The sequence below is a fragment of the Mesorhizobium newzealandense genome, from assembly GCF_042682145.1.
Classification (GTDB): Bacteria; Pseudomonadota; Alphaproteobacteria; order Rhizobiales; family Rhizobiaceae; genus Mesorhizobium; species Mesorhizobium newzealandense.
The window spans coordinates 783,966-808,198 of the sequence record NZ_JBHUGZ010000001.1; the positions used below are offsets into that span (position 1 = coordinate 783,966).

A 24,233-nucleotide genomic window follows, 5' to 3' on the forward strand; every position below is an offset into this window, starting at 1 on the left:
TCGAGGGACGGTCATGCCCGACGTAGCACCCGACAAATCTGGGATCAGAGGATCGGACCGTGATCCGGAATTGCCGAAAGACCGTCAATCAAGACGGGCTGCTTTCAAAAACCACCGAATGCTAGCCGCCTTGATGCACGGCGATGAGCTTTTGGCGGCCTGAGGCGGTGATCAGGTCGCCGTTTCGGTGCGTTTTGACAACCCTCGTCAGGCGCCGGCGATGATCCGTCGTGATGGAGGGCTGGGTTTGCAGGTTGCGGTCGGCGGGTTTGTTTCGGGACGTCTGCGCCCCGTCGGCTATGTCACGAGCCGCGCAATGCGATTGAGGACGATGCGCAGGATGCGCTGGTCGGGGCAGGAGGTCGGCAGGTGCAGGCGGATCTGGGTTTTCATCTCGACCACCCGCGCGGCGATTTTGCATGTCGGTCAATCATTATGACCAATGGTTCTCTACATTTCGCTGCTGCGTTCTCTACATTTGGCTGCTGTTGCGCAGGAGCCCACGGACCTGCCCGTAAAGCTGGCGCTTGACATTGACCAGTTGCTCACGCGCGCCAAGCAACGCCTTCAGCCGGTGGCTTTCCATGGTCTTCACATGCACCGCAGAATACAAACCGCTTGCCAGTATCTCGGCAAGCGCCTGCGCATCCGCCTTGTCCGTCTTCTCAGGCCGCGCCTTCAGGGCATCTGCAGCACGCCGCGCATCCATGCAGATGACCGGAAAACCCAGATCCTTCAGCTCGTGGTAGAGCCAAGGCGTCATCGAGCCTGTCTCAAGGCCGACTTTCGCAAGATGACCGTTCCATCTTTTCAGCCGCTCCGCGATCATTGACGGCTGCGTGTCCGCGCTCCCGCGCCACACCACCTGTCGATCCTGACCATAATGCAGATGTGCGTGCTCTTGAGACTGACGTCCACTCCAACGTAATATTCCATCGCTGCTCTCCTTAGGTCTTCGACAAACCAGGGCAGATGGCCTCATTCCGCCGATGGGAGCAGCAACCTCGTGTATGGGATGTAATAGTGGGTTCGCGGGCGACGCGGCGGCCGGAGATCAAGCTATCCGGGATAGTGGCCAGTCTCCACCGTGCTGAAACAACCTCTATACGCGTTCAGATCGCTCGAACTACATGGCTTTTTATTTCCGGGCAGTGCCCGACCGACGGCTCATGTTCGCAGCAGGAGAGTGCCTATTGCGAAGACGGACGCGGAGCCGGGAAATCCAGCACGCGGCTGGTATAGCTTTCGATCAATGCACTGAATGGCACGCCATCCGGTAGTTTGAGCACGGCGTGATGTTCGAGAAGGAAAGGGGGAGGGACAAGAGATCCAGTACCGGAAGCCGGCAGGCTGGTTTGCATTTCCCATCCTTTCGAGAGAGGGGACCAAAGCAGCTTCGCCGATAGGTTCGTGCGACTGAAATTTAGAGCCTGAACGGCTCGACCGAATGCTATATCGCTCGTATCGAGCGCCTTGTTCATCTCGGCCGTCAGCCTTGCCGGCACGTACCAGTTGTCCGCCTCGGACAGGACGTGCTCGCCGCAGGCCAGACGAACGCGCCGATAGGCTATGGGTTCGTCCGAGCCTACGGCAAGTAGCTTACGGATATGGACATCCGCCGGCTTGTCTTGACCATGTACACGATGAGCCACGATCTTCGAGCCTTCCGGCGCCAGCTTGTGTGTTGCGCACCAGCGATCAAGTGTCAGCGTAGCACTGGCATTGCTGAGGAGATCGGCATTCAGGGCTTGAAGGACTGCAAGAGCTTCCAGTCGTGATGTCGGCGTGTCCGGCCATGGCGACGGAGTGGACAGATTCTGCGCCATGGTAGTTTGCGTGCCCGGCACGATGGCGGCTGAGCTGCCAAAGGCGAGGAGGCGGACGAGTAACAAGGACCGGAAGAACATGGCTATGAAATCCTCTGTAAAACAGACTGTACAGGTCGGGGCTAGTCTAAGATCACGCTCGATCGTCAGCTGGCCGATCTGAGCATGCAACTTCTCAAGCTCGCATTCGCGCGTGTCCTTCGCTGGCTGGTGTCGGCGAGAGTCGCCTCAGCCAGCTCTATCAGCAGAAGCCGACATCAACTCCTGAGTCGGTTTTGCAGTGCCTGCCGATCGGCGACGAGCTGGTCCAGGTGGATAGAATGCCCTCCTTGCGCCAATCGCCTAACCAGCTCACGCATACCGTCCACGACAAAGACGCCGCAATCATAGCTGTTCTGCTGCTGGGCCATGAGGGGTGACTCCAGGCGGGCGCCCAGCCGTCCTGCGAGCTGTTCTGCAGGCCGGGCGTTGTATCCTTGCGCGGAGTCGTAGTGATAGGCGACCGGCTTTTGCCGGTCGCTGCGATCAACGAACAGCAGCGACCAATGGCTGCCGCGTTGATTAGGATCCGAAACATGGGCATTATTCACTGGCAGGAACAGGAAGTCGGCTGTATCGTTACCCTGCCGATTATGGACGATACTGTGGAATGTACTTAGCGAGTCGCCCCAGTTCAGCTGAAAGGCTACGAGGGGATCCACGAACCGCGTCCGGGCGGCGAGACTCGGATTGGTCCCCTGCAACTCCTGCGCCAGGAGCTGGTAATCCGTGAGGATATGCCTGTCGCCCAGCCATTGCGTGTCCCCGAGCACCAGCCCGCGGTCGTGGGACGAGGCTTTCGGATCCAAAGCCCCGATCTGAGCATCGGAGGAGGTGGTCGAGAATGCCCGCACAGAATTAACCTCGTCGCGTAATCCGGATGGCGTGGGCCTTGTCAGATCAACCAATGGAAGACCGCCGTAGGTGTCTGAGCGGGCCTTGGCAGAGTGCGCTGGCGCAAAGTGAGCATCGTCGCGCAATTCGGATGGCGTGGGCGCATTCAGATCAACGATTGATTCAAGACCCCCGTAGGTGTCTGAGCGAGCCTTGGCAGAGTGCGCGAAGTGAGCATCGTCGCGCAATTCGGATGGCGTGGGCGCATTCAGATCAACGATTGACTCAAGACCCCCGTAGGTGTCTGAGCGAGCCTTGGCAGAGTGCGCGAAGTGAGCATCGTCGCGCAATTCGGATGGCGTGGGCGCATTCAGATCAACGATTGACTCAAGACCCCCGTAGGTGTCTGAGCGAGCCTTGGCAGAGTGCGCTGGCGCGAAGTGAGCATCGTCGCGCAATTCGGATGGCGTGGGCGCATTCAGATCAACGATTGACTCAAGACCCCCGTAGGTGTCTGAGCGGGCCCTGGCAGAGTGCGCTGGCGCAAAGTGAGCATCGTCGCGCAATTCGGATGGCGTGGGCGCATTCAGATCAACGATTGACTCAAGACCGCCGTAGGTGTCTGAACGGGCCCTGGCAGAGTGCGCTGGCGGAAAGTGAGCATCGTCGCGCCCCGCGACCTCACGGAAGACGTCTGAGGGAGCCATGGCAGTTGATGATGACGGGGGTTCTTGCATCGCCTGGCTCCAGAAGGCCCGAGCTCCCTCGCTCGGGGTAGCGGGCAGCGAGGCGAGCTCCTTCAGCGCGCCGGTCTGCCGAGCTGTCTGCGCGGCTGGCAAAGCCGACTGCTCATGTGATTGCAGCCCCAACCCTTGGTTCGCCTCGACGAGTTTTAAGTAGCTCCGAAGATGCGACAAATCGGGAGCGTGTACTCTGCTTCCAGTCAGTTTGAACGCTTCCACATCGTTCCGCAGCGTTAACTGCTCATTGTTAGAGCCGTTAAGTCGACCAGCTATGCTCCCCCCCCCTGCCCGTTTTTTGAAGCCACTCACTCAGCGCACGAAGACGTGTAGCCCGCTTCTGGGCAAACTGCCTCTGCGCCGCAGTCGGGGTCCTAAGATCGTTCAAGGCTTGGCCGAGCGCACCATCAATGAGGGGGCCGTCTTCGGGATAAGGAGCCAGGTGACGGGGCCGCCCAATGCCACGGGGTTCGGATCCGGGCGCTTCGGCTTCTTCACCCCCAGGCAAGAGCCGCGGGAGATTAGCCAGAGCGCATTTAAGGCGATTCTGAGGGTCTCCCCCCCAGGCTTCTGTACTCCGAAATTTCATTGTCTAGCGAACCGCCTCGCAACAGAGAAGCTAGAGGGTCCCTATCGTTTGCTTGGAGCCACCGAGCAAACACCCTAAATCTGGAAAGACTGTTTTTGATGTCCCCTTTGGCGGCATTGCGCTGCTCGGCGCCTACCCGGAACCTTGCCAAGAGATCGGCGTCTTCGGCAGGGAGCTCCCCAATTAGCTGGTCTCGTGAAGGAAGGCTCCCGGGGGCAACCTTGTTCAGCTGCGCAACGACAGCAAAGCGGCCACCATCCTTCAGATAGTCCCGCACATCGGCGACAAAAGAAGCATGGCCAGGCGAATCGCGGTCAAACCGGCCGGTTATAGGGCCCCGATTTTCCTGGAACAGCCAGCCGCTTAAATGGTGCAGATCACCTACCAATCTCTTGACAGTCCTCTCGTGCGTCTGCGCTTCGCGGGCTGCTTTCTTGAAGGTGGAAACAAGCTCCTTGTCCTCGGCAAAGGGCCCAAAGCGTTCGCGCTTTGCGCCCACGCGGACCTCTTTATTCACCGCAAACTCCGGTTGCTGTCTACCGCTATTGCGCCATGGACCCGGTCCTTGCGCCGCCTCCGGGCCACTGAACGGGTTATCCCGCAAGCCCGCGCTCTGGATCCCTCCACCGCCCTCCTCAGACGAAGGGGGCTGTAACTGGCTCAGCTGCTGCTCAAAGCTCGCTTGCCGGCTCGAGTCGTCCGCCTGTTGCCCTACCGGCATCTCGGTATTCTGCTGCGCGAAGCCTGATGCAAACGGATTCAACTGCCGAGGATTGAACTGCGAACCATCCATACCGCTCTCCATTTGAAAATGAAATATGGGCTGCTCGCAAGTCTGCGCAGAGAGCCACCAATTCGACCATACATAACGATTCTCACTCCTGAGAGGCTCATTGAGTGCGGTCTGGTAAGCCCTGCAGCAACGATACGCAGCCTAGCTGACTTTGACCTGACGTAGGCGTTCTGTGAATTCGAAGAGAACCCTTGAGGCCTAGGCGCCGGCCGCGACCGGTGCCTCTTTCCCGTGGCCGGCCTCGAAAAGCCTGGCGCTGAAGTTTGTGGGGGACCACCTCTGGGACCCGGCCGGACACGAAACCGATCCCCAGCACGGCATGCCGGTTGAGGTCGCGGCCGCGCTGCGCGAAAGCGAGATGCAGCGGATACCGGACCGCGTGCGCCGTCTATAGTGAAACGACGTCTCGCAAGCCGGGGGACCTTGCATCGGGAGAACGGGTAGGAGGGTCCGTTCGCCTCGCCGAACCTGCGGTCGGTGCTGCGGCTGGGGTCGCCGATAAGCGCGTGCCGCTGGTCGCGTCGGGCGATTTGCGTCGCGGCGCGAACCAGCGACGCCGATGCTCTATTTGCCGGGTACCAGAGGAGATGCGCAATCTGGCCAAGCGTGTCGAACTGCTCTTCACCGCGGTCGGACGCACTTCGACACTGCGTTCGAAAGTGGCGCGACACCGAGGTTGACAATTTTGAGGCAAAACAGTTCCAAGTAACGTCATGCTTTTCCAGGAACCCAATGCGCTACAAATCAGGATCGAGCTCGCCGGCATCGAGCCGGCGGTTTGGCGACGCGTGGTCGTTCCGTGGAACTGGCATCTTGGACAATTGCATCTCGTCATCCAGGCCGCCTTCAACTGGTGGAACTACCACCTGCATGAGTTTCGGGTTGGCGGTTTGTCCTATGGCGATCCCGAACAGCTTGGCGAGATGGAATATGAAGGCGGATCCCGTTCCTTCGATGAAAATGAGGTCCGGCTTCTTGATTTCGAGCACCATCCAGGCCTCTCATTCATCTATCTCTACGACTTCGGCGATCACTGGGAGCATCTAGTCACCATCGAGAAATTCCTCACCCTCGATCCGATTCCGAGGACAGCGGCTTGCATCGACGGCGCCCACGCCAGGCCACCGGAAGATGTCGGCGGCATCGGCGGTTTTGAGAATTTCCTGGCCATCATGGCCGACCGGGAAGATCCCGAGCATCGCGACATGAGGCGGTGGTGCGGTGGCCATTTCGATCCTCAATGGTTCGATCTGACGGTCGCCGACAAGGACGTCAGGAACGCGCTCAAGCCGAACGTCCGGCGACGCCTTCACCAGCCAAAATCCAAACGTAGGGCCGGCGAGCGCGACCGGTAAGTTGAGAAAGCCCGGTCTGCTTGGGAGGAGTTCAGCCCATCGAGCAGCCGACATTTCCGCCTGCTCGACTCGACAATGGGCACGAGCGAGGCTCGCCGCGAACGGGATTGATATGGACGAAAGGTCCCTGGCATAGACCCTCCTGCACAATGTCCTCGGCCTCCGCGGACAAGCTGTATGTCGCCGGAAGCGGGCGGCGGGCAATGTCGCCTAAACAAATATAGGCTCCGGATCGAAACCCGGTCGAACATTGGACAGGCTTGCCGGGAAAGCTTCCCGAACATTTTTTTCGGGGTGGCGACTATTGTAGCGCTGCCGCCAATGGCTTGTCTGCACCTTGCGGCTGGTCTGCAGCCCGCGCGGGCGCGGTTGCAGCCAGCAGGTCGGTCTGCGTGATCAGGCCGAGGATGCGCCTGTCGTCATCGACGATGATGGCGGCGTGGCTGCGACCGTCGGTGAGCACCGGCAGCAGGCTCATCGCGGGTGCGCTTGCCGTAGCGGTCGCCGCCGGCGACGTCACGCTTATTACAGCGTCCGCCGCTCGTGCCAGCTCCCTGAGCCCGCCCGGCGCCGACCAGCCTCGCTTCCAGATCGACGACCGGTAGCGACCGGATGTTGTAATCAAGCAGCAAATACCGCGCCTGGTCACATCGCGCGACATGATGTCCTCGCACAGCAAGGTCCGGTGTGAGCGCACCGTCGCCTGCAACTCGACCTGCCGCAGCAGCCGCTCGAGATCGTCGCGCCGGCAAGGATGGGGACAAAAAGGTGGAAGGCCATGGGATGCCTGAAAACCTCAGACTTGATGTGGAACGCGTCAGTCAGGCGCGATTGCCTGCAATCCCGCCATACCGTTGAATTGGGAATCCAACCGGATCCAAGAACCCGCAGCTTCGGGAAAATAATATTTCGCGATGCCGCCAAACGGATCGGTGCGGTTCGGCTCGGCCGAACCGGTCTTTACAGCAGGTTACGCGGGTTTTCGGATCGGTTTGGCAAGCAACCCGCTTCATGCGGCGGCGGCCGCGGCGAGGCCGCACGCCAAATCGGCCTGGCTAGCGCCCTGGGGCAGATGGAACCATCGGGCTTGTTGTCAGGCAGGCTTGTTGTCAGGCAGGCTTGTCGTCACCTTCGCATTTGCGATACGAAATTGTGCATTGCAATATCGGCGGCCCGTCGGTATCATCTTGCTGTCGGCCATCTACTCTCCTCCCAGATGGATGCCGATACTGAATGCGGTGCACCTCCTCCCGCGCCGTATTCGAAAATCGAGCCCGCTGCCACCTCCTCCCGGCAGCGGGCTTTTCTTTTGTATGAAGGTAGTTTCGGCCAAGGCCGATCTATCGCCGCCTGGACCAGGCGAATGCTCTGAACCTCCAGGCCGTTCTTGCCTTGCCCGTATTGGAAAGACACTTTCTGCCCCTCCATCAGCACGCTTAGCCCTGAACGGATCAGCGCAGTAGCGCGAACGAAGGCGTCCTTTTCACCGTTCTCGGGAGCAATGAAGCCGAAGCCCTTTTCGGGAATAAACCACTTGACCGCTCCGCTCCATAGGTGAGATCGAGGCCAGCTTGCAGGGCGCCAAAGGCGATCTCAGCGTGGTTGTCCGCTTCGATGGTGATAGTGGCGGGATCGACAAGGTCGTTGCCGAGACCATCGTCCGCGACAGGTTCGAGGGCAGGGTGAAGTGTATCCGAAAGCCGCCCGTTCTTCCCCCTTAAAGGCGTTTGCGACAGATCCAGCCGATCTGCGTCGGTCACGTCCTGGTACCGCGGCGGCTATTCTTGTCCGATTCTCTGCCGGCGAGAGCCGCTCCAAACAACTTGATCAGCCCAATCATCGAGTTCGCGAAGGGCCAGCAGACTGGTCTCGCGCAGGCGGCTGAGCCATGAGCCGCTCCTGAAGTGCCCGCCGATCGGCGACGAGATTGTCGAGGTGCAGCGACTCGCGGCGTGGCCGCGGTTCTTGGGCCAACCGTCGAGCCAGCTCCCGCGTGGCATCCAGCACAAACACGCCGCAATCAAAACTGTTCCGCTGCCGGGCCATGCCCATTGGTTGCAGGCTGCTGGCGCCCAGCCGTTCTGCGAGCTCTGTTGCAATGGTGTGGTGGAGCGGGCGGAAGGAGTCGTAGTGATAGGCGACCGGCCTTTCCCGCGCGCGGCGATCAATGAGCAGCAGCGACCAATGGTCGCCGCGGCGATCAAGATCCGTAGCGCTGGCATCGTTCACTGGCAGAAACAGGAAGTCAGCTGTATCGTTACCATTCCGATCATGGACAATGCGATGGAATGCGCGTAGCGCGTCGCTATCGGCGCCGTGGTTAAGCTGAAAGGCGATCAGAGGATCCACGAACCGCGTCCGGGCGGCGAGATCCGGATTAGTCCCACGCAACTCCTGCGCCACGAACTCGTAATCCCGCTGAATATGATCGTCGCCGAGCCATTCTCTGGCTCCGAGCACCCGTCCGCGGTCGTGGGAAGAGGCACTCGTAGCCGAAGCACCGATCTGAGCATCTGGAACCGAGGATGGGCGAGGATGATGGATAAATTGAGCATCGCGGCGCCCTCGCGGCCCCAACGTGATAGAGTAGGTCTCACCGTTGATAGAGACAGGCCGCGGAACCATGCGCGGACTCGGCAACAGCATCTTGTTGTCCAGTACATCGAGCAGGAAGTCCGGCACCGGCTGTGAGCCATGCTGCCAATCCTCGCCGACGAGATATCCGATATCCTCGAGCTCCAGAGGCTCGCCTGATGGCCCGATGGAGAACGGCGGACTGGCGGCCGGACCAGGCACCTGCGCTGACTGAGCGTCGTCACGCGTCTCCTGCGGTGTGGACGGCAGATCAACGAAAGAATGGAGGCCGCGGTAGATCTCTGACGACCGAGCTGGCGCGCCCTCCGGGGTTGGCCGCATACTCGCCTCAGAGTCGGGCGGCACTCGCGGCGACCGGGTCGAGCTCGACACAGCCGTTTCGTGTCGTCCGGCCTGCGGGCCTTCCGGCGTCGGCCACTCATTTAGGTCAAAGTCTGACGGCATCCGCGGCGACCACGATAAGCTCGCGCCGGCTAGCTGCGGTTCCCGACCCGGCTGGTCAGGGAAGGCTACACCCAGCGCCCTGTTTGCCTCGACGACTTGCACATACTGCGCAAGCCTCTTGAAGCCAATGCCAACGTTGCCGTTGGCTTTCGTGAACTCCTGGTAATCTCTGTCCAATGATTCGCGCTGATGCCAATCGCCGTTGATCCGGCTCGCGATGCTCTCCCTGCCCATTGTTCGGAGCCAATCGCTGAACTTTCGTTGCCCCGAAGCAGTATTGCGGACGGTCTTGGCAGTCCGGCCGGATCCGAGCTTGCTCAACTCTCCCTCGACCAAGCCATCGATGATGTTGGCGGCGTCGTCATAAGGATGCAGCCCGTGCTGGAGTTCGTCGCCCTGGGGTGCCGAAGCTTGTTGATACCCAACCCGACGTACGGTTGGCCAATGGCTCGCTTGAACTCCGAAATATCTTTCTGCAGTTGTTTTTTCTGCTGCTCATTGCCGTTGAGTCGACTCGCTATGCTCTCCTTTCCCTCTCTTTTCAGCCAGTCACTAAGCTTGCGCTGATTGCTAGTGATCTTGAGGATAGGCGCCCTCTCTTTGGCAGTCGCTGCCGGTCCAAGCTTACGCAAGGCTTCGTTGGTCGCGTCGTCGATGATGTCGGCGTCGCTCTCACAAGCGCTCAAAGTACGGCGCCCCATGACGCGGGGCCCGGATCCGAGCGCTTCGAACCCTGCCGAGTCAGGCTGAATCCTTCGGAGATGATTGAGGGCCGTAAAGAGGCGGCCCTTGGGGTCATTCTCCTCGCCAAATGCCATGATGTCCTCGGCTATTTCTTCGGTTCGAAACCGAGACGTCAGGGATGGCTTCTGGTTGGCCGTGAGCCACTTGGAAAAGCTATTAAGAATCTGCGTATGAGACCTGATAGTTTTGTCGGGCACCTCAAGTGCCCGGGCTGCTGCCGCGAACTGGTGAATGAGTAGCGGGTCTCCGGTAGGAGCAGGCGGCTGAGAACGACGAGGTGGCGCAGAAGGCCGAGGCAACAACTCGCCGGCGCGGAACTTCCGAAGCGCTTCCAATGCCGCACGCACTCGCTTGATGCCCCCCGCGTTCACAAATTCATCCGCATGGGCTTTCAACTGAACAGGGCTTTCAACCAGACCGGCCAGTGTCAAGTTTTTAGAGTTGAGGAACTCGCTGAACCGGCTCAGTTGCTCCACCATCCCCTGAAGGGTACCGGAAGCATAACTTCCTGCCGACGCGCGCACGAACTCGGAAATGAGGGCTGCGTCCTCTTCGGACGCACGGGTGCGCTTATAGGCGTAGATACGAAGCTCTGAATCGACTGCATCCGACGCTGAGCCGCCCAACGACTTTTCACCGCGACTTCCTCCAAACACTTTGCCAAGCCCCGACTTAACCCGAGAAAGCAGTCCACCGCCTTTTCTATCCTTCGTGCGCGCGGCAGGCTTCGGTTCCGATGACGCTGTGTCGCGCATGCTACCCAGTGCCCTGTTGCGCAAGTCAGATGGAGAACCTTGCATGGCCGCGCCAAAGTGAGCGCGAGGAATGTCGACACTGTGCCGCGTACTGCTGAACCGATTGTCCTGCGGGTTGGATTGCGGCAGCATGGGGTTTGAAGGGTCGTTCTGGCCGCACAACCGGTGCTTCTTGGTAGCGCGGGATGGCACGAGGCGTGCAGATCGCGAGCGAGAGCATTTGGTGCGGCCATGCCAGCATAGGGTATCGGCCAGCGCCTGCCGGCGTGCCACTGAACGCGACCCGATGAGTGGCGTCAGACCGGTTTGAGGCGGGTGAAGAGTGCGAGATTGTAAGCCACCACAGAGGACCAGACATAGGTCTTGAAGTGGTCGAGCCCGCCCCAGGTGCAGCGCGCCAAGCCGTAGGCACGTTTGAGGCAGGAGATGCCGGCCTCGATGCCGGCGCGGAAGTTGCGCAGCTTGCGATAGACCCACTTGCTTTTGACCATGTCTTCGACCTTGAGGCCGCTCTTCTTGTGGAAGGCCATGTCGCGCACGCCGCAGGCCTTGGCCCGGCGCAGATTTTCGCGGCTGGCATAGCCGCCGTCGGCCGCCGCCTGCCGCGGCGCCTGGTCCCAGATGCCGATGTGGCGCTCCAGCATCGGCAAGAACCGCTCGCTGTCGGCCGGGTTTCCGGCTTCGATGACGAGGTCAAGGATCAGTCCGCTTCGGCCGGTGGTCAAATTGAGCTTGTGGCCATAATCGACGTCGCCGCTGTGGCATTGTAAACTTAGTGACGACCGGCACAGAGCCGTCTGCGGGTCTCTACCATCAGGTGCTCTGAAGACGGGCGATTTGAGGCCACATCTGCATCGCAGCTCCTCGCAGCTCGCGATGATGGTCAGTGGAATGTTTTGGCGGGGAATGTGAAACAGGTTGGCGATGGGATCGTGGATGGAGACGAAGCGTTGAAGCTGTCGCGCTGACCTGAACCGCTTCATAGTCCTCTCGCGCCGTCGGACCGGTTGGTGAGAATTCTCAGCGCGATTGTTCAAGCCCTTGTGTGAGCGATGCTCGACGCCCGGCATGATATCGCGCTTGGCAGCACTGTAGGATCGAAGCTTGCAAGTGACCATCACACGCGGCGAGCGGCATTGACCTTTGAGAAGCTTTCGCATCAGACGCCTGGCAGCCTTGGCATTGCGGCGGCGTTCCACCAGAACGTCGAGAACGAAACCGTCATGATCGACCGCACGCCAAAGGCAGTGTTTCTCTCCCCGCGCCGAGTGGTGATGACGGCCTCGTCGAGGTGCCATTTGTCGCCGAGCTTTCCGGCTGAGCGCATCCGGATGTCATTGGCAAAATGCCTTCCGAATTTCTCCGCCCACAGCTTCACCGTCTGGTGGGAGACCGTGATGCCACGGGCAGCCAGCAGATCTTCGACCATTCGCAAGCTGAGCGGAAACCGGAAATAAAGCCAGACCGCATGGGCAATCACGTCAGCGGGAAAACGGTGGCGGCGATAAAGTCGATCAAGGGGCAACAGTCGTCATGCCCACTCATCGCATACCTAAATCGACCGTCGGTTAATGTTACGATGCCCAGATCGAAGAAATCAATCCTTCTCGCCCTGGACCTGCTTGATCGCCGCGGGCTCAAGCACCGCGGATGTTGGCCGAGAAGCGCATCCCATCAGGCTGACCGTGACGGCAAGAATGACAAGGCTGTACCGTGATCTGCACGGGTAGATCGAGAGGAGGGAGTGCATCGACGTGCCTTAGGGTAAATCTGGAGAAAGAAGGGCGCTCGCAAGCGCCCTTTCGCTAATCAAGCACGTGCAGCATCTGGGGAGGCATCCGGATCTTCTCGTGGTATCCGGAACCAGGCCACGTATAGGGCCGGGAGAAAGAGAAGCGTCAACACCGTGCCGACCACAATCCCGCCCATCATGGCATAGGCCATGGGCCCCCAGAAAATTTCCCGGGAGATGGGGATGAGGGCGAGCGTCGCGGCCGCGGCGGTCAGCAAGATCGGCCGCATGCGGTGTTCCGTGGCCTCGACAACCGCACGCCACGGCGGCACGCCCTCGCTTCGCAGATTCTCGATCTGGACGACGAGGATGACCGAGTTGCGGATCAGGATACCGATCAGTGCGAGCACGCCGAGGATCGCTACGAAGCCCATCGGCGCATTGCTGAGCAGGAGTGCCGCCACGACGCCGATCAGCGCGAGCGGAGCGACTGCGAAAACCAGGAACAGGCGGCTGAAGCTCTGGAGCTGGATCATCAGGATCGTCGCCATGGCGAACAGCATGAGCGGGGCGACCGCGGCGATCGGTCCCTGCGCGTCGGCGCTCGATTCTACCGAGCCGCCGATCTCGACCTTGTATCCCGCAGGAAGAGCTTTCGTGAACTTTTCGACCTGGGGCTTGAGCTGTTCCACGATCGTCGCGGGCTGTGTCGGCCCGGTGACCGCGGCCTTCACCGTGACCGTAGGAATGCGATCCCTTCGCGCGATCATAGGCTGTTCGAGCTCATAGCGGAACTTGGCGACTGCGGAGAGCGGTACGGATTTGCCGTTTGATCCCGGAAGCTGGAGGTCTCTTAGCGTCTCGATCGAGCCACGCTCAGCGTCTTGGGCCCTGCCGATCACGTCGATGAGGTAGATGCTGTCGCGGATCTGCGTCGCCGAGGACCCTTCGACGATGCTGTTGAGTGCGTTAGCGATATCCTCTGAAGAGACGCCGAGCTGGCGAGCCTTGTCCTGGAGCACGTCCACCTTCACGACGCGCGAGGGCTCGTTCCAGTCATAGGTCATGTTGGCGATGAGAGGATGCCGGTTGACGATGGCTCCAAAGCGATGCGACAGCTCACGCACCGTCTGGATGTCCGGGCCGCTGATGCGGTACTGGACGGGCTTGCCCACCGGTGGGCCGATATCCAGGAGTTTGACAAAAGCGTCGGTACCGGGAAAGGTCTTCGCTACATAAGCCTGCAGGTCTGTGCGCAACCTGTCCCTTGCCTCCAGGTCCTTGGCCACGATGACGACCTGCCCGAACCAGACAGCCGGGGTCTGCACGTCATAAGACAGGATGAAACGCGGCGCGCCCTCCCCGACATGTGTGGTCCAATGGTCGATATCGGGATTGCCGACGAGTTTCTCTCGTTCGAAATCCGTCATCTGGCGGTTCGTTTCCGTAATCGTGCTGTTTTGGGGCATACTCCAGTCGACGACTAACTCGACGCGGTCGGACGCCGGGAAGAACTGCTGCTGCACAAGGCCAAGACCGCCCAGCGAGAGGCCGAAAACAGCGATGGTGGCGATGATCGTAACCCAGCGCCAGCGCATGGCAGCTCCCAGCAGCCAGGCAAATCCCCGTGCGCCGCGTCCCTTGCGCTCATGGTGCGACTTCATCGTCTTGGGCAGGATCGCCACGCCCAGCAACGGCGTGAACAGGACGGCCACGACCCAGGATACCACGAGCGAAACGGCAATGACGACGAACAGGGTGAAGGTGAATTCGCCCGCTGCGCTACTGTTGAGGCCGATCGGGATAAAACCGGCGACGGTGACAAGCGTGCCTGTCAGCATCGGAAAGGCAGTCGACGTATAGACATAGGTGGCGGCTTTGCGCAGCTCGTCGCCTGACTCCAGGCGCGCCACCATCATTTCGACGGCGATCATGGCGTCGTCAACGAGGAGCCCCAACGCGATGATCAAAGCGCCGAGCGAAATGCGCTGGAGAGAGATGCCCGTATATTCCATGACGACGAAGGTGATCGCCAGTACGAGCGGGATCGAGATCGCGACCACCAGCCCAGCGCGCAGCCCAAGGCTAATGAAGCTGATCGCCAAAACGATAGCGATTGCCTCAAACAGTGCCTTGGTAAAGCCGGACACTGCTTCTTCCACCACGGCCGGCTGGTCGGAAACCCGTTCAACACTCACGCCTATCGGAAGATCGGCCACGACGCGCTTCATCTCCTCGTCCAGCGCCTTGCCGAAGTTCGTCAGATTGGCACCCGCCGTCATGCCAATTGCCAGGCCGATTGCAGGTTGTCCGTTGAAGCGGAAGAGCGAGGCCGGCGGGTCGACATAACCTCGCTTGATCGTCGCGATGTCGGTCAGCGGGAAAAATCGATCGTTGACCCTGAGGTTGATGGCTTTCAGGCTTTCTTCGCTCGTAAATTGGCCACTGACGCGCAACGCGATCCGCTCTGGTCCTGCATCAACGAAGCCGGACTGCGCCACAGCGTTCTGGGCTTCAAGCGTTTCGATGACGGACTGGCGGTCGATGCCGAGCGCTGCGATCTTGCGCGTCGAGAATTCAAGATAGACGGCTTCATCCTGAGCCCCGATGATGTCGATCTTGCCCGCATTCGGAACCGTTAGAAGCTTCGCCCTGGAGTCTTCCACCAGATCGCGAAGCTGGCGCTGCGTCAGGCCGTCGGATGTGAACGCATAGATGTTGCCATAAACGTCGCCGAAGGTGTCATTGAAGAACGGACCGACGACGCCGCTGGGAAATTCGCCCTTGATGTCGTTGATTATGTTGCGGACGCGAAGCCAGTTGCCCGTCACGTCCCTTGCTTTGGTGGTCGGAAGCAATTCGACGTAGACCGTGGTCTGGCCGGCGATCGTCTCGCTTCGCGTGTAGTCCAGCGCGTCAAGCTCCTCCAGCTTCTTCTCGATCCTGTCCGTTACCTGACGGGTCATTTCTTCCGCAGACGCGCCCGGCCACTGCGCGTTGATAATCATCGTCTTGATGGTAAAGGCAGGGTCTTCTTCGCGACCGAGGTTGAAGTAGGAAAACGTGCCTGCAAGGATGAAGACGATCATGAAATACCAGACGAGTGAACGGTGATCGAGCGCCCAGTCTGAGAGGTTGAACGGTTTCAATTGATGGTCTCCTGGTCGACGCGAACGGCCTGGCCGTTTTCGAGCGTGTTGACGCCAGCGGTGACGATTCTGTCACCAGGGTTAATCCCGTCGATCACGGTGACAGGGCCACTTGGAACAGTTTGTTCGGCAAGCCTGACCGGGCCGGAAGTGACTTTGCCGGTCGTGTTGTTGACGATCCAAACGAATGCCTTCGATCCCTCGGTCCGAATCGCGGACAAGGGCAGCCGGATCAAAGTCTTGGCCTCCCCCATGGATCTGGCCACTATGACCGAGCCGAGCCTGAGTGCTTCAGGCGGATCGATCAGCGTCAACCGGGTGCGTCGCGTACGCGTCGCGTCGTCCGCTTCGGGCGTGATTTCGCGGACCACGCCCCTGGCGTGAATGCGGGGATCAAGTTGCAAGGCGACGTCGAAGGATGCGCCGAGCGTCAACTGGTCACCGGCGGCTTCGGGCACATCGACGACCGCGTCGCGCTCTTCCGGTCGCGCGACCGTCGCGACACTCTGCCCCGGCGAGACGACTTGCCCCACCTCGGCTGTCGTCGCGGTGACGACGCCGTCGAACTCGGCGAGCAGGCGAGAATAGCTCAGCTGTTCGTTCGCCTTGTCGAGATTTGCCCGGGCCTTGGCGACCGCGGCTTCTGCGGTCTTGCGCTCCTGCTCGACAGTTTCGAAGGTGGCCTTCGCCCCGGTTTGTCTCTCGAGCAGAGTTCTCTGCCGGTCTTCGGTGATTCGGGCGTTGGCCAGGTGCGCCTGACTATTGGCGAGATCGGACTGCGCGCTTTTGACAGAGAGCTCGAGCGCCACCGGATCGATGGCTGCCAGGACGTCGCCCTTCTTGACAAGGTCGCCTACCTGGACGTTGCGGGCGATGACGCGGCCCAAAATGCGGAAGCTAAACTCGGTCTCGATGCGGGCTTGGACAGTGCCGGGCAGAGTGAATGCCGCCTGCGCGAATGGTTCGGCTATCTGAAAGATGACGGGGCGAGCGGGCACCGATGCTGCGTCCTCTTCCTTCTGGCAAGCGGACAGCAACGCGGCCGCCGCCAAAAGCGCGGTCAGGCGAGGATCGATTTTCATCGGGCGGTTCTTTCGTAAGACACGACGTCGCCGTCGCTGAGGAATTTCGTACCGTTGGAAACAACAATGTCCCCCATAGACAAGCCAGATTGGACGGAGAAGCGTCCACTGGTATAGGCCGCGACCTCCACGGGATGGAGGGAGACGACGCTCGTCTTCGTATCGACGAGCCAGACGGCCGTCCGCCCCGCATAGGAGGCCATGGCCGACCACGGCAACTCGATGACGGCCTCGGGCTTGTACCGCGCGGTGGCAATCACGGCGCTTCCCAGGGGAGCGTCAGGCGCATCTTCGAGAGCGAGCTTCACCCGGATCGTCCCCGTCGTGGTATCGATGGTTGGCGACACCTCTCGGACCTTGGCCCGAAACTCGTCTTTGCCCGACAGGAGCCTGACCTTGGCAACGTCTTCGAGCTCGCGCCCGATAAGAGCGGACTCGTCGGCATTGATCACGGCATCTCGGGGACCGTCATGGGCGAGCGTGAAAACAAGTTGGGCAGCCTGCGCCACCTGACCTACTTCGGCATTGCGGGCGGTAATGATTCCGTTGGCATCCGCCCTGAGGTCCGTCTGGCCAAGTGTATCGCGGGCCGTATCCAGCTGGGCCTGCGCCGACTGAACCGTGGCCCTTGTCGTCAAAAGGGCTTCGCGTGCGTCATCTAGAGCAGCCCGCTTGGTCACGCCTGCGGCAAAAAGGCTCTGCTGTCTGTCAAATGCCTGCCGGGCCTGCGTTTGCTGCGCTTCCGCAGATTGGAGGTTAGCAAGTGCAACCTGGAGGTCAGCCTTCTGCTCTTGCGCATCGAGGCGCGCGAGAATCTGCCCGGCCTTGACGCGATCACCAACATCCACCAACCGCGCGATGATGCGGCCACTGACGCGGAATGAAAGATCGGACTGGATTCGGGCACGGATCTCGCCGGTCGTCGAAATGGTTTCCGACACCGGTACGGCTTGAACAGCTACCGTCTCCACGTGTCGCGTATCTTTCTGTCGAGTTTCTTCCTTAGGAGCGCAAGCCGCGAGCCATGCCATTGAAAACCCTAAAAAAAATCCCGTTGTCAATTGTCCCATAATTCGCCTCTCAAGTCGCTTTTTCCAGCTGATTACGGTTGACTTACCAGAAAGTCAATGAAATAATTATGACGTGTTAGGCCCTATAGGATCTCTTGGTTAGGTAATGTGAACATGAACAAGCTGACGCGCGCTGAACAGAAGGCCCTCCGGCCTGCCCAGATCCTCGATGCTGCATTTGAGGAATTTATCGAGCAAGGCTACACGGCGGCGCGCGTGGAAGATATCGCCGCACGGGTAGGTGTGACAAAGGGGACGGTCTACGTCTACTTCCCCACTAAGGAAATTCTGTTTTCTGCCATGGCACGGCATATCGCGGTACCGTTCGAGGACGTCCTAGCCGACGCCAAGGATCTGACGGGAAGTTACGCCGAGCGGCTCAGGTCATTGATCCTGCTTTTCTACGAACACGTTATGGGGGATCGCAGAACCCGGGAATTGCTCCGCTTCGCCATTTCTGAGGGCGTACGTTTTCCCCAGCTCATTAATGCGCATCACGTCGAACTCATTGAGCCGATCCTCGCCATGACGCAGGCGCTCATCGACGAAGGTGTCCGTCAGGGTGAATTTCGGGACGGGCCTGCGGCGGTTGCACGCGTCATACTTGCGCCTGCGTTGTCCTTGATCGTCGAAACATTGATGCACGACGGTCGTCTCGATCTCGAAACGCCGAGGTATATCGAAGCCCATCTCGATCTCGTTATGCACGGTCTCGCTGCCGCTAGAGCGGGATGAGATTAGTTTCGGTCATAGCCTGAGTTTTCGATTGAGCGTCTTTCGCGCCGCCACGGGACGCCAAATGCGCCGAAGCCCCGCGGGGGGTATCATCATCAAATCAGCCGTAGCTGTCTTTGGTTGATAAAGGCCGCGTGTCTGCCGGAACAATTCTTGTTCCGACCCCATCGTGCTGCAACCGGTCAAGCTCATCGGCCCCAAGCATGGTCTCGATCGCTGCCTGGACAATCAATCTTGCCCGTGCGCGCATCGCGGCTGTGCGGGTCGATCGCAAGCAGCGTATGCGCAAGGGCGGCCCCCGCGCTCCCCGCCTTGATCGTCCACTCCCGCCCCGTCGCGTCCTGCCTCAGCCGCATGTGGCCGTCAGCGGCCGTCGTCAGCGTATAGCCGTTGAACGTCTCCTCGACCGTCTTGCGCTTGTGGCCATCGAGGTCTTGTGTGATCGTGCGCCGGCGACGCCCCTGCCCATCCACGACATCGATCGTCACCTTGCCCTTGGCGTCATCGCTGCGCGAGATCTCGTCTGGCATCGCGGCTACCCGCTCCGTCGACTTCACCCCTCCCTTGTCGCCGCTGCGCACCCCAAGCCCGACAGCCGCAAGCTCGGCCTCGATCTGCTCACGCCCAACACCTTGCCGCGCCGCGATCGCATCCAGGCTGTCGCCCCGCTCAACAGCCCTGGCAATTGCCGGGCTATCCTTGCCCATGGCATCCTGACCCGCGCCAAGCGTCGTCTTCCTGCCGTCGACCGTCGTCACAACCGTCTGGCTCGAGCCGTCGCGGTGCGTCGTCCTGTCGATCTCCACGCCGCTCGCAAGCCGTGTCCGCTCGACCACGTCGCCGCTGCCAAGGTCGTCATCGGTGCGCGTCGTCACCGCGCCCGTCCTGGCATTGCGGCTCACATTCGTGCGCAGCACCTGGCCATCGCGCACGGAGCCAGCCTTCTCCTGGCCTTCTCCTGGCCTTCTCCTGGCCTTCTCCTGGCCTTCTCCTGGCCCCCTCCCTGGCCCCCTCCCTGGCCATTGGGCGTCTTCACCGAGATGTAGTAGCTGTCGTGCTGCAGGTCGTCATACTCGCTCACCGTGCGACCGTCATGAAGCCTGACCGTCGTCTTGCGAACATCCCGGTTGCCGCTCGTGGGAGCGCTCGTCTCGACCCTGTCGCTGGCCCGCTCAAGCCCGGCAAGCACCTGATCGCGCTTCTGTTGGTGCTCCCGCGCGAGAGACCGGTAATTTTTCTGGGGTTGAGCACGGATTGTTAGGCCCGAGCAGTTCATCACCGTCGCTTTGTTCGGAGAAGCAACGATGGCGGTGTAGTGGACAATTACAATCGAGGGAAAGAGCGAGTTCGGCGACGTTTGTCGTCGGGAGGTCCGGGTCGACAAGAGCTGGGAGCGCCTGTTCGACGGCGAAATCGGCCTGTCGATCGAAGACGGCAAGAAGATCATGACGGCGCTGCAGGGCGCGGTCGTAAACCAGGAGGTGAATGCCTATGCTCTGTTTTGGCGGGTTTGCCCGGACTGCCACACGTTCCGGCCGGTCAAAGACTATACGGCGCGCCGGATCCGAACTGTGTTCGGCACGGTGGAGGTGCGCAATCCCCGCTGGATGCTGTGTGGGGATTGCCATCCAGGGATGGTCGTTGCTTTCGCGCCACTGAAGGAAATCTGCCCGGATCGGGCGACGCCCGAGCTGATGGAACTGACGGCGCGGCTGGGAAGCATGATGCCGTACCGGCAGGCCGCCAGAGTGCTCACCGAATTCCTGCCCATTGAGCCTACCGAGACGCATGCGACCGTGCGCAAGCGCACCATCAGGATCGGTGAACGGCTGGACGAGCAGGTTGCAGAGGAAGAACGGCGCGCAAGGGCGCAAGCTGATGATCGACGCCAGCTCGAAATGGAGCTTCCCGGCGATCGGCGCAAAGAGTTTATCATCAGCATCGACACAGCGCATGTGCGCAGCGCCGACCCCAATGCAGCGCGAAACTTCGAACTCGTTGTAGCCAGATGCGGTCGCGGCGGTCGGGGCGAACCCGGTGGCCGCTATTTCGTGACCAGCAGCACCGACCAAACCGCAATCCGAGATCGAGCGCTCCACGCGCTTCAGCAAGAAGGATATTGCGGCTTTGGCGACGTCACCGTGATCTCGGATGGCGCCGAAATCCTGAAGCGCCTGCCCCGCGCGATGCCTAGGCCGACCAGCCATATCATCGACTGGTTCCACATCGCCATGAAGCTCCAACCAATGCAGCAGATCGCCGACCACATGGTTCGATCTCGCGCGGACGGTGCCAGGCCCCTTCCAACCCTCCACAGGGACATCAGAGCCGTGAAGTGGCGCCTGTGGCATGGGCGCGTCGATCGCGCGATCCGCGACCTGGAGCAACTCTTGGAGAGAGTGAAGGATTCGCAAGGAGACAGCGAGTTCTCGATCGCACGGTTCATAGCCTCGCCTCGCAGCTCCTGACCTATGTCAGATCGAACCGCGGCGCGATCGTCAACTATGGCAAGCGATACCGAACTGGGCTTCGTGTCGCCACCAGCCTCGCCGAGTCAGCAGTGAATTCGCTTGTCGGCAAACGCATGGTCAAGAAGCAGCAGATGCGCTGGTCTCTCCACGGTGCGCACATGCTCATGCAGGTCAGGACGGCGGAGATCAATGGCGAACTTCGCGATCGGCTGCGGGCACCGTTCCGACAGCCAGAACCGAACGTGCCTCCATTATTCAAGCCCAAACCGCCCCTTCTGCGCGCCGCCTAACCCCAGAGAAGTTACCGGTCCCAATCGTCGCGACATGGGGCGCAAATCTTTCGTCGACCGCGTCTGGGCATGGAAGGCCGAGTCGGGCGGGACTATCACCCGCCAGTCGCGACGTCTTGGCGTGTCGAGCGACGCATGCCCCCAAATGGGCATCGGAGGCGAACAGCGTTTCCCTCCGGCGGCAAAGAACAGCATCCGATACTTTATCGTCTATAAAATTGATAGACATAATAAACCGCGAAAATAGGAAGCCATTTCCAAATTGGAGCAAGACGAGGATGTTAGCTGTGGAGAGATTTTCGAGAAGAAGGTTTGGCGCCCTCGTGGCCGCTTTTGCGGTGACCTTGGTCGCTTCTTCCCCGCCTTTCGGGGCTCAGGCGGGTAGTTCGGACGCGGGTAAACTACCGACCGAAATCCCGGAGGGCACCGTGCTTCGCATCGGCGATCCCGAGACGCAAAGGGCGCTGGAACTCTCGGGTCTGATCGATCAACTGCCGTTCAAGGTCGAATGGGCCAATATCAGCGGCGGTCCACAGACAATCGAAGCTTTTCGCGCCAATGCGCTGGACGTCGGATCGGTCGCCGACATTCCGCCCATCCACGCGACCTGGACCGGGCTCAAGGTCAAGATCATAGCCGCGAAGTTCCGCAAGGATCCGGTTGCGCACCCGATTTATCAACTCGGCATTGCACCCGGCGTCGAGGTCAGGACGCTCGCGGACTTGCGCGGCAAACGGATTGCTTTCAGCCCGGGTCAGGCGCAGGGCGCGCTGGTGCTGAGGGTGCTGCAGGCCGCCGGCCTGAAAAAGGAGGACGTCAATCTCATCGAACTGCCCAGCAACGGCGATGCCTATCCGGTGGCACTTGCCAGCAAGCAAGTCGATGTCGCGCCGATCTGGGGCGTCCTCATCAAGCACTATCTGCACCAGTATGGTGCCGACGGCGCTACCACCATCCCACATGGCTTGCGCGACGATCCAGCCCATCTCTATGCGCCACAGTCGGTGCTGGACGACCCGGCCAAAGCTGCCGCTCTCGGCGAGTATGTGCGCTACTGGGCACTTGCGACCCGATGGGTGGAGGAGCATCCGAAAGAGTGGATCGAAGGCTACTATGTCGCCACGCAGGGGCTCAACAGCGAAGATGGCCAGTATCTCGTCGACGCCGACGGCCAGTTCGACATCCCGCCCGACTGGAACGACGTGATCGCGCGCCAGCAGGCGACGATCGATCTCCTGGCCCGGGAACTGAACAGGCCCCCGATCAAGGCCGAGGATCTTTTCGACAGGCGCTTCGAGAAGATCGCCACAAATGCGCTGAACGCGTCATGACGCCCGTTTCTAAAGACTGGAGATGACGCAGATGAACGCATTCTCACACCCCGCCGCGGTTGCGCCCACCATTGGGTATGCATCTGATGAAAGGGCGTTGATCCCGCCCGCCATACAGCTCCGCAAGACCAGGACGAGGCGTCGCCTGGCACTTGGGCGTGCGATCCCGTTTAGCGCGCTGATTGGGCCCGCACTTCTTCTTGTGGTCTGGTCCATCGGCAGTGTCGCCGGCCTGATCGATCCAAGAACGCTGCCGGCGCCTTGGTCGGTTGTCGGCACCGCCGTCGATCTTATCGCAGAAGGCAAGCTTCAGGGTCATCTGATGACATCTGCCTGGCGGGCAGCGCAGGGGCTGGTGTTCGGCATCCTGATCGGGACCGTGCTTGCCCTCATTTCAGGGTTGTCCCGGCTTGGCGAGGCGATCATTGACGGCCCTGTTCAGATCAAGCGGGCGATCCCGACGCTCGCCCTGATCCCGTTGCTGATGCTGTGGTTCGGCATCGGCGAGGGCATGAAAGTGACGACGATCGCGTTGGCTGTCCTGATCCCGATCTATATCCAGACCCACAGCAGCTTGCGCAGCATAGACAGCCGTTATGTCGAATTGGCCCAGACCCTGCGAATGGGCTATGGCGAATTCATCCGCGAGGTTATCCTGCCAGGCGCCCTGCCCGGCTTCTTCCTGGGGCTGCGTTTCGCGGTGACCTATGCCTGGCTGTCCCTGGTGGTGGTCGAACAGGTCAATGCCACGAGCGGCATCGGCTATATGATCGATCTCGCACGCAACTACGGCCAGACCGACATCGTCATCGTCGGCCTCGTCCTCTACGCGCTGCTCGGTCTCGCCTCAGACGGCATCGTCAGCTTCTTCCAGGAAAGGTCGCTGTCATGGCGTCGCACCTTGGCGGATTGAGCGGCGCACCCGTCGTGCGGGTCGAGAGCCTTATCAGAAGCTTCGGGTCGCGAACCATTCTCGATGGGCTCAGCCTCGACATCGACAAGGGGGAGTTCGTCGCCCTTCTCGGCCGGAGCGGATCGGGCAAGAGTACGTTGCTGCGCGCGCTCGCGAATCTCGATGACAAAGTATCCGGGTCCGGCCGGCTCGAAACGCCCGATAAGAAATCGGTGGTGTTCCAGGATGCCCGACTGCTGCCATGGAAACGAGTGCTGGAGAATGTGATTCTTGGTCTCGACCTACCGGACGCCGCCAAACGCGGGCGGGCTGCTCTCGAAGAAGTTGGCCTGGGCGGCCGTGAGAACGCTTGGCCGGTCGAGCTCTCTGGTGGCGAGCAGCAGCGGGTGGCATTGGCGCGCTCGCTGGTCCGTGATCCCGAACTGCTGCTGGCCGATGAGCCGTTCGGCGCACTCGACGCGCTGACCCGCCTGCGCATGCACGATCTGCTGCGTCAGCTTTGTGCCCGTCACCAACCGGCGGTCCTATTGGTCACCCATGACGTTGACGAAGCCGTGACGCTGGCGGACCGGGTTTTGGTTCTCGACAAGGGCGGGATCGTCGCCGACATCGCAATCGATATCCCAACGCCACGCGATCATGGCGACCGGCGATTCGGCGAGATTCGCTCCGAACTTCTGCGTCATCTCGGCGTCGAGACGAAGCCTGTGCTGCCGGTCTGACCGGTCGAAAACCTGTCGCTCAGA

At 60.6% G+C, this 24,233-nt stretch carries 17 protein-coding genes and 4 pseudogenes; 6 read left to right on the forward strand and 15 right to left on the reverse strand.

Annotation, left to right across the window (positions count from 1 at the left end; genetic code table 11):
- Positions 1–472 precede the first annotated feature (472 nt).
- The 4 genes from ACFSOZ_RS03435 to ACFSOZ_RS03450 form a co-directional block, all read right to left on the reverse strand.
- The gene (locus tag ACFSOZ_RS03435; protein WP_378977046.1) at positions 473–829 is read right to left on the reverse strand and encodes an IS110 family transposase; all 357 of its coding nucleotides are present in this window, start codon (positions 827–829) and stop codon (positions 473–475) included.
- Positions 830–1,190: 361 nt separating this feature from the next.
- Positions 1,191–1,907: a hypothetical protein gene (locus ACFSOZ_RS03440; RefSeq protein WP_095088709.1), complete on the reverse strand. Its 717-nt coding sequence runs from the start codon at positions 1,905–1,907 to the stop codon at positions 1,191–1,193.
- A gap of 176 nt (positions 1,908–2,083) precedes the next feature.
- Positions 2,084–3,661 carry a Ulp1 family isopeptidase gene (locus ACFSOZ_RS03445; RefSeq protein ID WP_379093686.1) on the reverse strand — a complete coding sequence of 526 codons (1,578 nt, stop codon included), beginning with the start codon at positions 3,659–3,661 and terminating at the stop codon, positions 2,084–2,086.
- Positions 3,662–3,975: 314 nt separating this feature from the next.
- The gene (locus ACFSOZ_RS03450) at positions 3,976–4,821 is read right to left on the reverse strand and encodes a hypothetical protein (RefSeq protein ID WP_379093689.1); all 846 of its coding nucleotides are present in this window, start codon (positions 4,819–4,821) and stop codon (positions 3,976–3,978) included.
- Positions 4,822–5,534: 713 nt separating this feature from the next.
- Here ACFSOZ_RS03450 and ACFSOZ_RS03455 point away from each other — a divergent pair.
- Positions 5,535–6,176 carry a plasmid pRiA4b ORF-3 family protein gene (locus ACFSOZ_RS03455; protein ID WP_378925658.1) on the forward strand — a complete coding sequence of 214 codons (642 nt, stop codon included), beginning with the start codon at positions 5,535–5,537 and terminating at the stop codon, positions 6,174–6,176.
- A gap of 301 nt (positions 6,177–6,477) precedes the next feature.
- On the opposite strand, the pseudogene ACFSOZ_RS03460 reads toward ACFSOZ_RS03455, so the two are convergent.
- The 10 genes and pseudogenes from ACFSOZ_RS03460 to ACFSOZ_RS03505 all read right to left on the reverse strand — a co-directional run.
- Positions 6,478–6,921 (reverse strand): annotated as a pseudogene (locus tag ACFSOZ_RS03460) (CBS domain-containing protein); the annotation flags it as partial.
- 437 nt (positions 6,922–7,358) lie between these two features.
- The gene (locus ACFSOZ_RS03465) at positions 7,359–7,703 is read right to left on the reverse strand and encodes a cold-shock protein (protein WP_379093860.1); all 345 of its coding nucleotides are present in this window, start codon (positions 7,701–7,703) and stop codon (positions 7,359–7,361) included.
- Positions 7,628–7,936 (reverse strand): hypothetical protein, encoded by a 309-nt coding sequence (locus ACFSOZ_RS03470; protein ID WP_095088717.1) that lies wholly within the window; start codon positions 7,934–7,936, stop codon positions 7,628–7,630. Before ACFSOZ_RS03470 ends, ACFSOZ_RS03465 begins: the two co-directional genes overlap by 76 nt.
- Positions 7,937–8,012: 76 nt before the next feature.
- The gene (locus ACFSOZ_RS03475) at positions 8,013–9,536 is read right to left on the reverse strand and encodes a Ulp1 family isopeptidase (protein ID WP_379093691.1); all 1,524 of its coding nucleotides are present in this window, start codon (positions 9,534–9,536) and stop codon (positions 8,013–8,015) included.
- Complete coding sequence (locus tag ACFSOZ_RS03480; protein ID WP_378977038.1) at positions 9,533–10,714, reverse strand: hypothetical protein; 1,182 nt, start codon at positions 10,712–10,714, stop codon at positions 9,533–9,535. The genes ACFSOZ_RS03475 and ACFSOZ_RS03480 overlap by 4 nt, the downstream gene beginning before the upstream one ends.
- A gap of 296 nt (positions 10,715–11,010) precedes the next feature.
- Positions 11,011–11,472: pseudogene (locus ACFSOZ_RS03485) on the reverse strand (transposase); the annotation flags it as partial.
- 55 nt (positions 11,473–11,527) lie between these two features.
- A pseudogene (locus tag ACFSOZ_RS03490) lies at positions 11,528–12,239 on the reverse strand (IS6 family transposase).
- Between the two features lie 284 nt (positions 12,240–12,523).
- The gene (locus ACFSOZ_RS03495; protein ID WP_378977036.1) at positions 12,524–15,595 is read right to left on the reverse strand and encodes an efflux RND transporter permease subunit; all 3,072 of its coding nucleotides are present in this window, start codon (positions 15,593–15,595) and stop codon (positions 12,524–12,526) included.
- Positions 15,592–16,677 (reverse strand): efflux RND transporter periplasmic adaptor subunit, encoded by a 1,086-nt coding sequence (locus ACFSOZ_RS03500; protein WP_378977034.1) that lies wholly within the window; start codon positions 16,675–16,677, stop codon positions 15,592–15,594. The genes ACFSOZ_RS03495 and ACFSOZ_RS03500 overlap by 4 nt, the downstream gene beginning before the upstream one ends.
- Positions 16,674–17,747 carry an efflux RND transporter periplasmic adaptor subunit gene (locus ACFSOZ_RS03505; RefSeq protein WP_095088731.1) on the reverse strand — a complete coding sequence of 358 codons (1,074 nt, stop codon included), beginning with the start codon at positions 17,745–17,747 and terminating at the stop codon, positions 16,674–16,676. Before ACFSOZ_RS03505 ends, ACFSOZ_RS03500 begins: the two co-directional genes overlap by 4 nt.
- 114 nt (positions 17,748–17,861) lie before the next feature.
- Here ACFSOZ_RS03505 and ACFSOZ_RS03510 point away from each other — a divergent pair, with 114 nt between their 5' ends.
- Entirely contained in the window at positions 17,862–18,482 is a 621-nt protein-coding gene (locus ACFSOZ_RS03510; protein WP_378924497.1) for a TetR/AcrR family transcriptional regulator, read from the forward strand.
- 188 nt (positions 18,483–18,670) lie between these two features.
- On the opposite strand, the gene ACFSOZ_RS03515 is transcribed toward ACFSOZ_RS03510, so the two are convergent.
- The gene (locus ACFSOZ_RS03515) at positions 18,671–19,414 is read right to left on the reverse strand and encodes a hypothetical protein (RefSeq protein WP_379093694.1); all 744 of its coding nucleotides are present in this window, start codon (positions 19,412–19,414) and stop codon (positions 18,671–18,673) included.
- Positions 19,415–19,804: 390 nt separating this feature from the next.
- Between ACFSOZ_RS03515 and ACFSOZ_RS03520 the strand changes: the two are divergent.
- The 4 genes and pseudogenes from ACFSOZ_RS03520 to ACFSOZ_RS03535 all read left to right on the forward strand — a co-directional run bounded on the left by ACFSOZ_RS03520 (position 19,805) and on the right by ACFSOZ_RS03535 (position 24,209).
- Positions 19,805–21,243, forward strand: a pseudogene (locus ACFSOZ_RS03520) (ISKra4 family transposase).
- A gap of 278 nt (positions 21,244–21,521) precedes the next feature.
- A complete protein-coding gene (locus ACFSOZ_RS03525) occupies positions 21,522–22,574 on the forward strand; it encodes an ABC transporter substrate-binding protein (protein ID WP_379021012.1) in 1,053 nt (350 codons plus the stop codon).
- Between the two features lie 31 nt (positions 22,575–22,605).
- The gene (locus ACFSOZ_RS03530) at positions 22,606–23,487 is read left to right on the forward strand and encodes an ABC transporter permease (protein WP_379093697.1); all 882 of its coding nucleotides are present in this window, start codon (positions 22,606–22,608) and stop codon (positions 23,485–23,487) included.
- Positions 23,463–24,209, forward strand: coding sequence for an ABC transporter ATP-binding protein (locus tag ACFSOZ_RS03535; RefSeq protein ID WP_379093699.1), 747 nt, complete (start codon positions 23,463–23,465; stop codon positions 24,207–24,209). The genes ACFSOZ_RS03530 and ACFSOZ_RS03535 overlap by 25 nt, the downstream gene beginning before the upstream one ends.
- Positions 24,210–24,233 lie beyond the last annotated feature (24 nt).

Bases quoted from the DNA above. Each gene is read 5' to 3' on its own strand.
- ACFSOZ_RS03435 (WP_378977046.1), bottom strand. From the start codon at position 829: ATGATCGCGGAGCGGCTGAAAAGATGGAACGGTCATCTTGCGAAAGTC.
- ACFSOZ_RS03440 (WP_095088709.1), bottom strand. From the start codon at position 1,907: ATGTTCTTCCGGTCCTTGTTACTCGTCCGCCTCCTCGCCTTTGGCAGC.
- ACFSOZ_RS03450 (WP_379093689.1), bottom strand. From the start codon at position 4,821: ATGGATGGTTCGCAGTTCAATCCTCGGCAGTTGAATCCGTTTGCATCA.
- ACFSOZ_RS03455 (WP_378925658.1), top strand. From the start codon at position 5,535: ATGCTTTTCCAGGAACCCAATGCGCTACAAATCAGGATCGAGCTCGCC.
- ACFSOZ_RS03480 (WP_378977038.1), bottom strand. From the start codon at position 10,714: ATGCGCGACACAGCGTCATCGGAACCGAAGCCTGCCGCGCGCACGAAG.
- ACFSOZ_RS03500 (WP_378977034.1), bottom strand. From the start codon at position 16,677: ATGAAAATCGATCCTCGCCTGACCGCGCTTTTGGCGGCGGCCGCGTTG.
- ACFSOZ_RS03505 (WP_095088731.1), bottom strand. From the start codon at position 17,747: ATGGGACAATTGACAACGGGATTTTTTTTAGGGTTTTCAATGGCATGG.
- ACFSOZ_RS03510 (WP_378924497.1), top strand. From the start codon at position 17,862: ATGAACAAGCTGACGCGCGCTGAACAGAAGGCCCTCCGGCCTGCCCAG.
- ACFSOZ_RS03525 (WP_379021012.1), top strand. From the start codon at position 21,522: ATGTTAGCTGTGGAGAGATTTTCGAGAAGAAGGTTTGGCGCCCTCGTG.
- ACFSOZ_RS03530 (WP_379093697.1), top strand. From the start codon at position 22,606: ATGAACGCATTCTCACACCCCGCCGCGGTTGCGCCCACCATTGGGTAT.
- ACFSOZ_RS03535 (WP_379093699.1), top strand. From the start codon at position 23,463: ATGGCGTCGCACCTTGGCGGATTGAGCGGCGCACCCGTCGTGCGGGTC.